At 39.4% G+C, this 14,518-nt stretch carries 10 protein-coding genes; all 10 read left to right on the top strand.

Annotated elements, in window-relative coordinates; all coding sequences use genetic code 11:
- The first annotated feature begins 1 nt into the window (after position 1).
- The 10 genes from EHLA_RS07210 (at position 2) to EHLA_RS07165 (ending at position 14,513) form a co-directional block, all read left to right on the top strand.
- A complete protein-coding gene (locus tag EHLA_RS07210; RefSeq protein WP_015528440.1) occupies positions 2-3,808 on the top strand; it encodes an amino acid adenylation domain-containing protein in 3,807 nt (1,268 codons plus the stop codon).
- Entirely contained in the window at positions 3,798-4,823 is a 1,026-nt protein-coding gene (locus tag EHLA_RS07205; protein ID WP_015528441.1) for a Saccharopine dehydrogenase and related proteins, read from the top strand. The genes EHLA_RS07210 and EHLA_RS07205 overlap by 11 nt, the downstream gene beginning before the upstream one ends.
- Positions 4,820-5,920, top strand: coding sequence for a Gfo/Idh/MocA family oxidoreductase (locus EHLA_RS07200; protein ID WP_015528442.1), 1,101 nt, complete (start codon positions 4,820-4,822; stop codon positions 5,918-5,920). Before EHLA_RS07205 ends, EHLA_RS07200 begins: the two co-directional genes overlap by 4 nt.
- Positions 5,913-6,647, top strand: a complete 735-nt coding sequence (locus tag EHLA_RS07195) for a class I SAM-dependent methyltransferase (protein WP_055222064.1) — start codon at positions 5,913-5,915, stop codon at positions 6,645-6,647. Before EHLA_RS07200 ends, EHLA_RS07195 begins: the two co-directional genes overlap by 8 nt.
- 298 nt (positions 6,648-6,945) lie before the next feature.
- Positions 6,946-7,911 (top strand): helix-turn-helix domain-containing protein, encoded by a 966-nt coding sequence (locus tag EHLA_RS07190; RefSeq protein ID WP_015528443.1) that lies wholly within the window; start codon positions 6,946-6,948, stop codon positions 7,909-7,911.
- A 130-nt stretch (positions 7,912-8,041) separates the two neighbouring features.
- Positions 8,042-8,638 carry an MptD family putative ECF transporter S component gene (locus tag EHLA_RS07185; RefSeq protein ID WP_008395315.1) on the top strand — a complete coding sequence of 199 codons (597 nt, stop codon included), beginning with the start codon at positions 8,042-8,044 and terminating at the stop codon, positions 8,636-8,638.
- A complete protein-coding gene (locus tag EHLA_RS07180) occupies positions 8,638-9,390 on the top strand; it encodes an energy-coupling factor transporter transmembrane component T (protein WP_015528444.1) in 753 nt (250 codons plus the stop codon). Before EHLA_RS07185 ends, EHLA_RS07180 begins: the two co-directional genes overlap by 1 nt.
- Complete coding sequence (locus EHLA_RS07175) at positions 9,387-10,853, top strand: ABC transporter ATP-binding protein (RefSeq protein WP_015528445.1); 1,467 nt, start codon at positions 9,387-9,389, stop codon at positions 10,851-10,853. Before EHLA_RS07180 ends, EHLA_RS07175 begins: the two co-directional genes overlap by 4 nt.
- 126 nt (positions 10,854-10,979) lie before the next feature.
- Positions 10,980-12,764, top strand: coding sequence for an ABC transporter ATP-binding protein (locus tag EHLA_RS07170; protein ID WP_015528446.1), 1,785 nt, complete (start codon positions 10,980-10,982; stop codon positions 12,762-12,764).
- The gene (locus tag EHLA_RS07165; protein ID WP_015528447.1) at positions 12,765-14,513 is read left to right on the top strand and encodes an ABC transporter ATP-binding protein; all 1,749 of its coding nucleotides are present in this window, start codon (positions 12,765-12,767) and stop codon (positions 14,511-14,513) included.
- Positions 14,514-14,518: the final 5 nt, after the last annotated feature.

Raw genomic sequence — 14,518 nt, 5'->3', positions numbered from 1 at the left:
AATGCAGGACACGAAAAAAGTAGCAGGAGAATTATTAGTAGAGCTTGAAAAAAAAGGCGTTACTTTTGAAACTGTTGATGGAAAATTAAAATATAAAGATTCCAAAGGGAATTTTACAGAAAATTCTAAAGAGAAAGTTAAAAAATATAAAGAAGAAATAATTGAAATTTTGAAGAAAAAACAAACGATAGACGAGTTTATTACGGATAATGATTATGAAACTAATGTATATCCTTTGACTGATGTGCAAGCAGCCTATTTAGTTGGAAAAACAGAAGCTGTGAAGTGGGGTGGAATTGGATGTAAAGGATATATTGAGGTTGATTTTGGTTCCTACAGTGCAGAAGAACTATCAAGAGCTTGGAAAGTATTGGTAAATAGGCATGAAATGCTAAGAGCGAAAGTAACAGAGGTCGGATTTGAAATTTTAGAGAGAGATGAGATTGATTATGAAATTAAAATAGTAAATCTACAAAAAATGGCAGAGAGGGAAAAAGTAGATACTTTATCTAAGATTAGGGAAGATTTTAGTGAATATGTTTTTCATACGGAGGAACCTCCATTATTTAAAGTGCTAATAACGAAGCGTATAGAAGGAAATTTTTTCCATCTACTTGTTGATTTAATTGTTTCAGATTTTGCAAGTGTGCAACTTCTGATTTCTGAAATGGGAGAACTTTTGAAAGGAGCTTCATTAGAAAAAATAAGGTATAAGTTTTCAGATTATGCAATGTTCAATCAACAACGTAAAGGAAGTTTAAAATGGCATCAGGATAGAATGTATTGGTTAGAAAGACTGAAAAAATTGCCGGAGGCTCCAATTCTTCCACAAGATGGACGAGCCGCAGATAAGTGTGAAAATACATATGAATTTTATCGATTTCAGAAACATATTAATCAGTCTGACTGGAAACGTATAAAGGAAATTGCAGGAGAATACGGAGTAACAGTTTCATCGGTGCTTATTGGTATATACGCAGAAGTTATTTCAAGGTGGAGTTCGAATAAACATTTTACACTCAATTTACCAATTCAAAATAGACCAACTATCGGAAATAATACTAATTCCATAGTAGGAGACTTTACAGCAGTGAACTTGCTAGAAGTAAATGTAACTCAAAATATGAGTTTTATAGAAAGAGTCAAAGAAATTACAAAAAGATTGATGGAGGATTTAGAGCATAATTCTTTTTCTGGTGTCGAAGTGCTAAGAGAACTGAGTAAAGTGTCTGAAGAAAAGGAATTATTAATGCCGATCGTATTTACAGGGGTTTTGAAGACTGATGGCACTGTAGGCACTATTGAATATGGGTTTAGTCATACCCCTCAAGTATGGATTGATTGTCAGATAGTCGATGAGATAGATTCAGAAGATCAAGAAAAAGGCCTGATGATAAGCTGGGATACAAGAAAAGGTGCGATAAAAGAATCTATTGTAACGGAGATGTTTGAGTCTTTTACTGAAACAATAAGAATACTTGGAATAAAACATTCGGAAGAATGGAAGAATCCATTGGAAATTATAGTGCCAAGTGCGAGTAAGAAAAAAGTAATTTGCGAACGAAATAAAGGTATTACGAATCAATCTCGTATTCAACAGAGATTTGTTAAGTATGCGAAAAAGAATTCTAATAAAACTGCCGTAATAGATGCTGTTGAAACAGTGACATATGGAGAATTGTTGGAAAGAGCAGAATATATAGCAGGTTATTTAAGAAAAGAATTTGTGGAAAATAGAACTGGACTGGTTGCGATAAGAATGAAAAAATCTGTAAATCAAATTGCAGCAGTAATGGGTGTTTTGATTGCTGGATTTTCTTATTTACCTATTGATATAAAACAGCCATTGGCACGACAAGAAAAAATTTTATCAAAAGCAAATGTTATTGTGGAATTGGATGAGAAAAAAGTAAATATGATACTTCAGAATTTGGAATACCGATTAGAAAAGCATCCAGAATTCCAAAATCCTATTGCATATGTAATATTTACTTCTGGCTCTACAGGAGAGCCTAAAGGTGTAGTAATGTCACATACTGCGGCACAAAATACTCTTATATCTATTGAAAATATGTATAATATCTCGGAAGAGGATACAATCCTTGGTATTGCGGAACTGTCATTTGATCTTTCTGTATTTGATATATTTAGTGTATTGGGAGTTGGTGGAACATTAGTATTACCGAATCCAGAAAAAGGACCAGATGCATCCCATTGGGGCAGATTACTTAATGAATACAAAGTGACCTTGTGGAATAGTGTTCCAGCGCAGGCGGAAATGTTAGATGCTTTTGCGTCTAAATCGGAGAGTTATCCGACAGTTAGATTAGTACTGTTATCCGGAGATTGGATAAATACTAGTCTGCCAGGAAGACTAAGAAAGATTATGACCAACGCTCAAATGATTAGTTTGGGAGGCGCTACGGAAGGTGGGATTTGGTCTATATATCATGAAATTGATGAAATAGAAGAAAGGCCTACTATATTATATGGAAAAGCTTTGCTTGGACAGTGGATGGGAGTTGTAGACGAGGAATTGAGAATTTGTCCGGAATATGTTTCGGGGCAAATTGCCATAGGAGGATATTCTTTGGCAGAAGGCTATTTAGGAGATACAACATTAACAAAAGAAAAATTTGTTTATGTGGAAGAAGAAAAGAACAGGATTTATCTCACTGGAGATAATGGAAGATATGTAGAGAATGGCGACATTGAATTTTTAGGCAGATTAGATAATCAGGTAAAAATCAATGGGCATAGAATAGAAATTGCGGAAATAGAAAATGCAATACGTGGAATGCAAAATATTGAAGATTGTTGCGTGGTTTATAATCAAAGTATAGGGAAGGGTGTGCTGATAGCTTTTATAAAAAATAAAATATCGAGCATTTCCTATACGAAAGAAGAATACAGAAAGCAGTTAGCCTTTTTTTTGCCACCAGCAATGATTCCTTCAGAGTTTGTAAATGTAGAGAGGTTTCCACTTTCTACTAATGGCAAAATAGACAGAAAAGGACTGGCAGAGAGTATACAAAAGAACATCAAGGTAAAGCATAATGCAAAAGCAACTTTAATTTCGCGAAAGAAGGAATATGTAGAACTTGCTAAAAGTATCAAAAAAATCGTATGCTCTATTTCTGGAAATGATTATATTGATTATGAAGATAATTTATTAGAAAATGGACTTGATTCTTTGTTATTATCTCAGATTTCTGGGCGCATAGTTAGTGACATACAAGAAGCACAAGGCATGAGATTTGATGAAATATTACGGGCATCGTTGACGATGCCAACAATTATGGGGATTGCTCAGTATATATCGGATTGTAAAAATCCTTCAAAAAATCAAATGCATAGTAATGCAGGAAATCAAACAAGAAATTCATATACTGTTGTATATATATTTGGGGATAACGAAAATGAAATAAGAGATGTTCTTATAGAAAAGTTGAGCGCTTCAAACATAAGTTGTAAGAGAGTGGGAGGGCAAGAAATAATTGAAAGATGTCATGAAGACATAAGTGTTAAAAAGAAATATATTATTGCCTTTTCCGAAATGGCTTCTTTATGCATAACTAAGGCAAGTGAACTATTGGGGGAAAACATTATTATTAACCGCATTTTTTTAATAAATCCATCTAAAGCAAAAGAAAGTGATTTATATTTAGGAGATATAAGCATAATTGACGGAAATTCAGTTGCTATTAAATCTTGGGAAAAGGCTGTTTTAGGTAACGTTAGAGAATTTGAATCTAATAGTAATGACATTTTTGATATTATTATGAGGGAACTAGAAAATGATAAATAATCGCAGAACAATCTGTATTCTTGGCGGAACAAGTACTGTTGGTGTGACAGCGTGTAAGGTTTTAAGTAAGTTAGGCTATTCATTAAGAGTCAGTGTACGGAATATAGAAACAATAAAAGATACAGGAATGTATATGGCTCCCAACATCCAATTATTTGAACTTGATATTGATAAGGAAAGTAATATTGGAAAATTCTTTAAAGGAAGTGATTTGGTAATAGGAGCAATCGGACCTTCCGCAGACTATAGTGAAAAAATGTTACTTGAAGCAATGGCAGAGAATATTCCGTATGTTGACCCAGGAGGAATTCATTTAATTAGAAAAATGAGGAATTCTAGCATGAAAGGTACCGCTATAGTTGGTTCGGGAATATTTCCGGGGTTATCAGGATGGATGTTGTCTTCTGTGCTTAAAGAAGCTTTCAATGATGACTTAATAGAGATGATTATTGGAGGTGTCTATAATTTTTCAAAAGCTGCCGCAATCGATTATGTGGAAGAAATAAAAAGTTATAAAGCTGGAATTCCTATGGCATGTGTGCGAAATGGAAAAATTTTACCTGCTCAGAAAAGAAGTCCGCTGAATCTTCCAACAAGAATTTCGAAATTATCTATATTGCCATATGTTACAGAAGAAATTCAAGAAATTATACAAGGGAAATATATGCTTAATATTGATTCATATACGGCGGCACCTGTAAGTTTATTTTCAATAGTAAATAAGGCGCATTGTCAAAAAAAAGATTTAGTAAATGCATTAATGGGACAGAAAAATAGCAACCAAAAAGCTTTTATATGGGTAAGACAAAATAAAGGAAATGATAGTAGATGCATTTATTTTGAAGGAAAAAATCCGAGTGTTTTAACTGGCGAAATATTAGCGATTACTGCCAATGCAATATTTGAAATGCCTAGGAAGGATGGAATTTATACAATGGCAAGTTATCTTGAAAAATATCAAGTGTTAGATGAACTTAAAAAAATAGATAAGTTCAAATCAGAGGGAAAGATATGAAGAAAAAACAGATTTTAGTATGTGGAACAGGATTTGGGAAAATTTATTTGAAAGCTATTGCAGAAAGTAAAGAATATGAGCTTATGGGTATATTGGGAAAAGGAAGCGATAGATCCAGACTTCTTTCAAAGAATCTAAATGTGCCAATGTATACGGATATTAAAGAAATAAATCAAAATGTTGATGCAGCATGTGTAGTTGTACCTAATGCGGCTGGAGGTGGAAACGGTGCCAATATAGCTAAAAGTATACTTGCAAAAGGGATACCAACATTATTAGAACATCCTGCTCATGAGGTAGAAATTGTTAATTGTATAAGAGAATCCGGAAGTGCCGCTTTTATGTTGAATCCATTTTATCGGTATATCAAGCCAATTCGAGATTTTTTAGAGGCGGCACAAATAATAAGTAAACATGCTCATCTTATAAATGCATCCTTGGAATGCGCTATACATGTATTATATGATGGAATAGATATATTGGGGTGTGCGTTGGGAGGCTTATCTACATGGAAATTGGGAAATGTAGCAGAATCTTATACAACTTCTATGGCAGGAGGGGGTAACAGAGTTATTAGTGGTATAATTGGAATGGTTCCGGTAACATTTATAGTGAATACCAATGTGGATCGTAACGATATAGACCATCCATTACATTTATATCATAGAATAGAATTGACATTTTCCACAGGGCGGCTCTGTCTGGTCAATACCCATGGTCCGGTAATATGGCTTCCTTTCTTGCATATGCCAAGAGATGAATATGGAACACTAAGTATTAATGTAGAAGAGGAAGTAAATATACCCTCTGGTGTTACTATAGGAAATGTAATGTTACCATCAGTAAAAGAAACGTTTGAACAAATATGGCCGGATGCAGTAAAGAAAGCTTTAGAGATTTTATTTAAGCAAAATAGAACAGAAAAAATGTCCATGGCGCAATATCAAATATATGTATCAAAATTATGGTCTGAAATATGTCAGAAAGTGGGCTATATGAATATCGTTGATTATGACAATTTTGGTGACATAAAAAGTATATTTTATGATTTGGAAAAAAGACATTTAATAAAAAAGGAGAATGACGGGATTGAATGAAATTGAGAATGTATACGGAGAGACAGTAGAATTTTATGATTTATCAGCTCTTTCACAGATAGGGAACAAAAAAATTGTTTTAAACAAATTTGCTGATATGGTTAAGGATTTAGATGGAATCATTTTGGATATAGGTGCAGGAACTGGAAAAACAACAATAGAGATGGCTAATATGATATGTGATAAAGAAATAATTGCTTTAGAACCATCGGCTTATATGAGAACAGCGTTTATGGCAAGATTAATGGAGCATAATGAAGTTAAAGAGAGAATTTCTCTATTGCCGATAGATGTAGGTAAATATTCATTTCGAGATAAAATAAGTGGTGTAATGTGCATGGGAGTACTTGGACATTTAAAAAGGGATGAACAAGAAAAATTATTGTATAAATTAGATAAAAATTTGAATATAAATGTCCCAATCCTGATAGAACTTTTAGAACCGAAATTTCTTGTTGCGCCAGTAGGAAGTAGAATATCGGTGGCTACTCAAGGAAGATTGCGCTATGAGACGTATATTACCGATATAAAGCAAGTGGGGATGGATCAATGGACATGGAGATTGACCTATAAAGTTTTTTGTGGTAAAAACATAGTTAGTACTGTAGATAGCCTAATGTCGTGGAATTATCAGAGTGTGGAAAAAATTTTAAACCAATTGACAAAAATGCACTTTAGAACAGCTAAATTATCAGAAACATTATTACTTGCAATAAAAGCACGATAAATATGAACTTCAGATAAAATTAACTCTCGAACTGTCAGGTGTTCCTAAAATGCCATATTTATAAGATAATTTAGCGATGTGCAGGGGAACAATGAGAATTAATATTAAATTGTCAGTACAATGGGTTTTAAAAGTGACTTTATCGTCTTGTGAGATGCAGAAAGAAATGGAAGTAAGTGAAGTTTGTAATTTACATTAAGTAGTGTCTGCTTTTTACATGATTACAAAATTTGACTTTTTACTTTGGAAGTTGTAAAATTTAATTAGTCTTATCTAACTTCGGGAGGAATGCTTGTACATGACAAACCAATACATGAATAATCTTTATCGTGATCTGCTCTCTAATTCACCGCAGACAATAACCATAGATATTCCAGCAGACATGGGGACAGGGCAGATTTTACAGGTGGTCACGAAACAGGGAGCAGTTGTTTCGGACTGGAAAATGAATTATTTTTCAGATATGAACGTGCAGGGAGTGAGTAGCGAAGAATACATTCAAATGTTGTTCTGCTTCAATGATGGTGTTTCCTGGAATATTGCAGATAGCCGACAAAGTATCAGCATACAAAAAGGTGAGTCCTGTATTTATCGTGGACACGGGAAAATGGAATATCTGTGCTATTCCAAACAAAACGATTTCCTTTTCAAAAATGTAAAAGTACCACTGTCGTATTTCCGTAAAATTATGAATGACTATTTTGATGTTGGTGAGATTGAGGTTTATCAGAAAAAACTATTGGAAGGTATATCAAAAGTAGGTATTACTCCCTATATGGAGCACATTTTTGCGGAACTGAAAGACTTCACGCAATATCGCGGCGGATTGGGATACCTGTTTTTGGAAAGCAAAGTTTTTGAGTTGTTATCTGTATATTTGAGTGAGATTTTGGAACTGAGTATTCTTGCGTCAACTTATATAGCAATTTCCAGAAGTGACCGAGAATCCATCATAGAAGCGAAGAGAATCATTGACAGTCAGCTTGCTTTGGCACCAAGTTGTGAGGAATTGGCGCGAAAAGTCAATATTAGTACTTCAAAATTGTCAAAGGGTTTTTCCTCGCTGTTTGGAACATCGGTTCATGCGTATATTATAGATCAGCGATTGGAAAAGGCGGCAAGTCTACTATTAGAAAGTAATTTGAACGTAAGTCAGGTGGCAGCATTTGTAGGCTATTCAAAACCGAGTAACTTTGCTGCGGCATTCAAAAAGAAGTATGGGGTAATTCCTAAAAACTATAAAACGGAAAATACGATTGGTTAAAATTAAAAAATACCGATTTTGGGTAGAATAAAACCGTTTTTGGGTTGGAAATGTAGGCGTAAATTGTTATTATATGTGGTGTAGTTAGAAAATACTAACTACACCATTTTTTAGATAGGAGGATACTGGTATGAGTTCCCAGAAAAAAAGTTCCCGGCTTGAGGGAAAAGATTTAATTACTATCGGCATCTACACCGTCATCTATGTCGTCATTGTTATGCTGGTGGCGATGCTTGGCTTCATCCCCATTTTTATTCCGCTGATGGCGGTGCTGTGTCCTTTGATTGGCGGCATCCCCTATATGCTGTATGTTACAAAGGCTAAAAAATTCGGGATGACTGCAATCATGGGTTTCCTGATTGGTCTAATCATGGTGTTCTTCGGCAACGGCTATCTTACTATGGTAACTGGTCTTGTTGGCGGCCTGTTGGCTGACGTGATCCTGAAAAAGGCAGACTACAAAAGTGCAAAGAGTACAGTTCTTTCCTGCGGTGTGTTCAGCATCTGGGTGTTTGGCAACTTTGCTCCCATTTTCCTGAACCGTGAAAGCTATATGGTAATGCTGACTGAAGGATACGGCACTGAATATGCAGCTACCCTTAATACATATATGCCTATGTGGATTGCGCCTATTTTGCTGGTTGCCTGCTTTGTGTTTGGCCTTGTCGGAGGTATGATTGGGAAAGCCATTTGCAAAAAGCACTTCCAGCGTGCCGGTATTGCATAATGGCGCGGGAAATTCTGCTCAGCAAAAAAACAGAACAAGGGTTGCGGCTCGATCCGCGTACAAAACTGTTGCTCATCTTCATCATAAGCATTTTTGTCATGGGTGGAACAGGCGGAGAAGCTATGGGACTGATCCGCCTTGTTCTTTGTGTGGTTCCGGCTATATTGCTGCTTACCTCGAAACAATGTGCAAAAGCTGTGGGCTATATTGCTGTGTTTTCTGTTTTTTATGCTGTCCAAATTTATGTTTTGCCGCACCTTACGGGGATATTGAATTTCCTTGTTCTGTTTACAACAGGATTCTTCTGCCGAATCCTTCCCAGTGTTGCGATTGCTGCCTATGCAGTGAAAACAACAACGGTCAGTGAATTGATTTCCGGCATGGAAAGAATCCATATGCCTAAAGAAGTGACGATCCCCTTAACGGTCATGTTCCGCTTCTTTCCAACTGTCTTTCAGGAGTCAGAAGCAATCAGTGACGCTATGAAAATGCGTGGGATTAAACTTGGAGGGAAAAAATCTTCAAAAATATTGGAGTATAAGCTGATCCCGATGATTACCTGCTCCGTGAAAATCGGTGAGGAACTTTCCGCTGCGGCAATTACCCGTGGCCTCGGCGCTCCTGTCAAACGCACAAACATTTGCCAGCTTAAATTCAATTTTGCCGATGTGGTGCTGATCTTGTTTTGTTGCTTTGTAGTGTTTTGGGCGATTGCTTCCCCGATAATTTCCGCAGGAGGGATTTTGCCATGATAGATTTTCAAAATGTTTCTTTTTCTTATGGTGAAGAATCCAGCGGCGGAGGGATTAGAAATGTCAATCTCACCATAAACACAGGGGAATTTGTTTTACTCACGGGAGAATCCGGCTGTGGGAAAACAACGATTACCCGTTTGGTAAATGGGCTGGTGCCTCATTATTACGAGGGCAAATTAGAGGGCGATGTCCTTCTGGACGGAAAAAGCGTATCAGATACGCCGCTTTATGACTTGGCTGCTATGGTGGGATCTGTATTCCAGAATCCCAAAAGTCAGTTTTTCAACGTGGATACGGATAGTGAATTAGCCTTTGCCTGTGAAAATTTAGGCTATCCTCAGGAGGATATCCTGAAAAGGATTGACCGGACAGTTTCCGATTATCATATTGAAGATTTGATGGGGCGAAGCGTGTTTGCTCTGTCCGGAGGCGAAAAGCAAAAAATAGCCTGTGCTTCATCAAGTGTATTGCTGCCGGGAATTATGGTCCTGGACGAACCATCTTCTAATTTGGATATGGCTGCTATTGATGACCTGCGGCAGGTCCTAAGCCTCTGGAAAAAGCAGGGCAAAACAATTCTGATCGCAGAACACCGCCTTTACTACCTTCACGATCTTGCAGATCGTGTGCTGTATGTAAAAGATGGGGAGATTGAACGGGAATACACGCCTGCTGAATTTGACAGCTTATCGGATGGCACTCGAAAAGAAATGGGGCTGCGGCCGTTTTCTCTCTCGAAGTTGAAGCCTGCGAATCAGTATCAGGCGCATACAGCTAAACAGATGGAATTTCAAAATTTCTGCTTTGCGTATAAAAAGCGGGAACCGGAAAGCCTCCATATTCCGAGTGCAGAACTGCCTGTTGGAGAAACGATTGCCATTATCGGTCTGAATGGCGCTGGAAAATCTACTCTGGCCCGCTGTATTTGCGGACTGGAAAAGAAGTGTGGCTTTTTGCAGGTTGAGGGGAAAACCCTTGATTGGAAAGCCCGGCTCAAACATTGCTACATGGTAATGCAGGATACCAGCCATCAGCTATTTACCGAAAGCGTGGCGGATGAAGTGCTTCTGAGCATGGACAACAAGGATGAAACTGTTGTGGATAAAATCCTTAAACAGTTTGATCTGCTGGAATATAAAGACAGGCACCCGCTTTCTCTTTCCGGCGGGCAAAAACAGCGGGTAGCGATCGCGTCTGCCATTGTGAGTAACCGGGAGATCATTGTGTTTGACGAACCAACAAGCGGGCTTGATCTCAAACATATGCGGGAAGTTGCGCGGAGTTTGAAGTCACTCGCGGATCAGGGCAAAACGCTTTTTGTTATTACGCATGATCCGGAGTTGGTGATGGCGGGATGTTCGTATGTAGTCCATATGGAAAAAGGGCAAGTAAAAGAAAGCTATCCATTGGACGAATCCGGCAGTAAAAAGGTTTTGGATTTTTTCCGAATCCGCCAGTGAATTTTAGAAATTATGAATGTCAGGGCCGCCTTGACTGGACAGAAAGATAATGATAAGAGGCCGCTTTACTTTGGCGGCCTCTTGTTTTTGAAGCACAGACAGTACGGCTCAATATAAGGAGGGCTTATGTTCAAAAAAATCTTTGAGTACGCAGGGCCATATAAGAAAAATATGTATGTGGCCACGGTTGTCGTACTGGTCAGCGTTCTTATGGGCATCCTGCCTTTTGTGCTGGCCTATCAGGTCATTTCGCCATTGGTTATGGGCGATTCTGTTGAAACAGAATTTGTTTTATTGCGTGTTATAGGGGTTTTGATCTGTCTTGTTTTGCAGGCGTTTTTTTATGGATGGGGATTATCAATTTCTCATAAAGCAGCATATAACACATTGTTCCGGCTGCGGGTATCTCTGCAAAAGAAGTTTGAGAAACTTCCCCTTGGCATTGTGGAGGAAAAAGGGACAGGGACAATCAAAAAGCTGTTTGTCGATGATGTGGACAGCTTGGAATTGCTCCTTGCTCATTCAGTCCCAGAGGGTATCGCAAATTTACTGATCCCGCTGGTGATTTATGTTGCTATGTTTTGTGCGGACTGGAAACTGGCTCTTATGTCTTTGGCCTCTATCCCGATCAGCCTGCTCTCCATGGTCATTATGTACTCTGTTGGAATGAAGCGCATGGGTCCCTACTATCAGTCTGCACAGAAAATGAACAACACGATCATTGAGTACATCAATGGTATGGAGGTTGTCAAGGTTTTCAACCGGGAGAGCGAATCTTACGAGAACTTCCGCAAGGATGTAACGGACTATCGGGATTATACCTTGGCATGGTATAAGGCCGCCTGGCCCTGGATGGCGATATACGGAAGTCTACTGCCCTGCACTGTTATTCTGACTTTGCCTCTTGGGGCATGGTTTGTTCTCTGTGGCATAAGCACTTTACCTGATTTGATTTTAGTCCTCTGCCTTTCCCTCAGCATTGGGATTCCTCTCCTGAAAGCACTGGGCTTTATGGAGACGATTCCGAATCTGAATTATAAGATCACGGCACTTGAACAGATGTTAAATACGGCACCGCTGCAAGCTGCTGAGGATGATTTCCACGGACAGGATTTTAACATTTCTTACGATCATGTTTCCTTTGCGTATCAGACGACACAGCCTGGCCCAGATGGGAAACCGATAATAGCGGAAAACGAAGTCCTCCACGATATTACCTTTGTGGCACAAGCAGGACAAAAAACTGCCCTAGTTGGTGAATCCGGTTCTGGCAAGAGCACCCTTGCAAAACTGTTGATCCACTACTATGACCCGCAGAAAGGGAGCATTTCCATTGGCGGGCAGAAACTTTGTGATATGAGCCTGGAGGCATTGAACAGCCGCATTTCCTATGTGGCTCAGGATCAGTACCTGTTTAACACCTCCCTGCTGGAAAATATCCGTCTTGGACGTTTGGATGCTACCGATGAGGAAGTAATGCAGGCGGCGAAGAAAGCCCGGTGTATGGAGTTTCTGGAAAAGCTGCCGCAAGGTATTCACTCCATGGCGGGCGATGCGGGGAAAATGCTTTCCGGGGGGCAGCGCCAGCGAATTTCCCTGGCGCGGGCAATATTGAAGGATGCCCCGATTGTAGTGCTCGACGAGGCCACGGCCTATGCTGATCCAGAAAATGAGGAAAAAATGGAGGCTGCTATTGCGGAGCTGGTGGAGGGAAAAACCTTGGTAGTTATCGCTCACAAACTTCCCGCTATAATGAACGCAGATCAAATATGCGTTATGGATCACGGAAAGATGGTGGCAACCGGAAAACATCAGGAGCTGATTCAAGCTTGCCCAGAATACCAAAAGTTGTGGAAAGCGGCTCAGGACAGCGCCGAGTGGAAAGTATCTACTGCAAAGGAGGGAAGATAAATGTTTGCATTGATTTCAAGAATCCTGAACCTCTCCGGGAGGTATAAAAGCCGTATTCAGGCTGCATTTCTATGTGCATTTGTCGAGTCCATTCTCTCCAAAATGCCGATCTTCATGGCGTTTATTGTCTTGGCCGGGTTTGCTGATAATACGCTGACTGGAAAGACCTGTCTGTTTGTCGGACTTGGATTATTAGCTGTTGTAGTGGTTCAGACAGTGGTTCACTATTTGAGCGACCGTCTGCAAAGTGCCGCTGGATTTATGATCTTTGCTGATAAACGGATGGAGTTGGGAAATCATTTAAGAAAAATGCCGATGGGTTACTTTACATCGGGGAATATTGGCAAAATCAGCTCTGTTCTCAGTACGGATATGGTATTCATTGAGGAAGTTTCTATGAGTACCATTGGCAACATGATGAGCTATATGCTGTCTACTTTGGTTTTAGCTGTTTTTATGTTCGTACTGGATTGGAGACTTGGGCTGATTGCGGTAATCATTACCTTGCTGGCATCACTGGTTGCAAAATATATGAATAAGGTTTCCTTCAAGGAGGCTGTCGGGCGTCAAAACCAAAGTGAGAATTTGACGGATGCGGTCTTGTCTTTTGCTGAAGGAATTGGGGTTATCAAAAGTTACAATCTGCTCGGAGAAAAATCTGACGAATTAACGGAAAACTTCAAAAAATCAAGGGATGTCAATACGAAGTTTGAGCAGAAAATGACACCGTGGACCACTGGCTTAAACATTCTCTATGGCGTGGGTATTGCCGCTATCTTCGGTTTATCCGTTTTTTTACATCAGGAAGGCGTACTCTCCCTGGCTTATCTTTTGGGCGTGCTGCTGTTTGTCTTTGATCTCTTTGGACCTCTGAAAGCTCTTTATGGAGAAGCAACCCGACTGACCGTGATGAATGCCGCATTAGACCGCATTGAAGCTGTTTTGGACGAGCCCGAACTTCCCGATAACGGAAATCAACATATTCTGTCACAGGCACAGCCGGATCAGCCAGAAGTACAATTTAGCGATGTGGGCTTCGCCTATCAGGACAAGGAAGTCCTGCACAACATCAGCTTCTCTATGCAGAAGAATACCATGACCGCACTTGTGGGACCGTCTGGCGGTGGCAAATCCACGATTGCGAACCTTCTGGCGCGGCTGTGGGATGTGAAATCCGGCAAAGTGACAATCCGTGGTACAGATATTCGGGATGTACCTCTCGCCGAACTGATGGAACAGATCAGCATGGTTTTCCAGAGGGTGTACTTGTTCCAGGATACCATTTACAACAATATCAGCATGGGTAAACCGGACGCTACCGAGGAAGAAGTCTATGAGGCTGCAAAAAAAGCCCGCTGCTATGATTTTATCATGGCGCTGCCAGATGGATTCCAGACAGTCATCGGTGAAGGCGGCGCTACTCTGTCCGGCGGCGAAAAGCAAAGAATCTCTATCGCCCGATGCATTTTGAAGGACGCACCGATTGTCATTCTGGATGAAGCGACTGCAAGTGTTGATACCGATAATGAAAGCTATATCCAGGAGGCAATCAATGAGCTGGTAAAGGGTAAAACATTACTTGTGATTGCACATCGCCTGAATACCATCCGTCAGGCAGATCAGATTTTGGTGATCTCTGATGGACGGATCAGCGAACAGGGAACCCATGACGAGCTTATGGCAAAAGCCGGGATTTATCAGGATTTTGTAAATATCCGTAAAAAGGCTTCCGGCTGGAGCCTTGCATAAAGGAG

Origin of the sequence: Anaerobutyricum hallii, assembly GCF_900209925.1 — a bacterium.
In the GTDB taxonomy this organism is placed as follows: domain Bacteria; phylum Bacillota; class Clostridia; order Lachnospirales; family Lachnospiraceae; genus Anaerobutyricum; species Anaerobutyricum soehngenii.
Note: the sequence above shows the minus strand (reverse complement) of the source record. Positions and strands in the feature narration are given on the sequence as shown.

Bases quoted from the DNA above. Each gene is read 5' to 3' on its own strand.
- EHLA_RS07210 (WP_015528440.1), top strand. From the start codon at position 2: ATGCAGGACACGAAAAAAGTAGCAGGAGAATTATTAGTAGAGCTTGAA.
- EHLA_RS07205 (WP_015528441.1), top strand. From the start codon at position 3,798: ATGATAAATAATCGCAGAACAATCTGTATTCTTGGCGGAACAAGTACT.
- EHLA_RS07200 (WP_015528442.1), top strand. From the start codon at position 4,820: ATGAAGAAAAAACAGATTTTAGTATGTGGAACAGGATTTGGGAAAATT.
- EHLA_RS07190 (WP_015528443.1), top strand. From the start codon at position 6,946: ATGACAAACCAATACATGAATAATCTTTATCGTGATCTGCTCTCTAAT.
- EHLA_RS07185 (WP_008395315.1), top strand. From the start codon at position 8,042: ATGAGTTCCCAGAAAAAAAGTTCCCGGCTTGAGGGAAAAGATTTAATT.
- EHLA_RS07180 (WP_015528444.1), top strand. From the start codon at position 8,638: ATGGCGCGGGAAATTCTGCTCAGCAAAAAAACAGAACAAGGGTTGCGG.
- EHLA_RS07175 (WP_015528445.1), top strand. From the start codon at position 9,387: ATGATAGATTTTCAAAATGTTTCTTTTTCTTATGGTGAAGAATCCAGC.
- EHLA_RS07170 (WP_015528446.1), top strand. From the start codon at position 10,980: ATGTTCAAAAAAATCTTTGAGTACGCAGGGCCATATAAGAAAAATATG.
- EHLA_RS07165 (WP_015528447.1), top strand. From the start codon at position 12,765: ATGTTTGCATTGATTTCAAGAATCCTGAACCTCTCCGGGAGGTATAAA.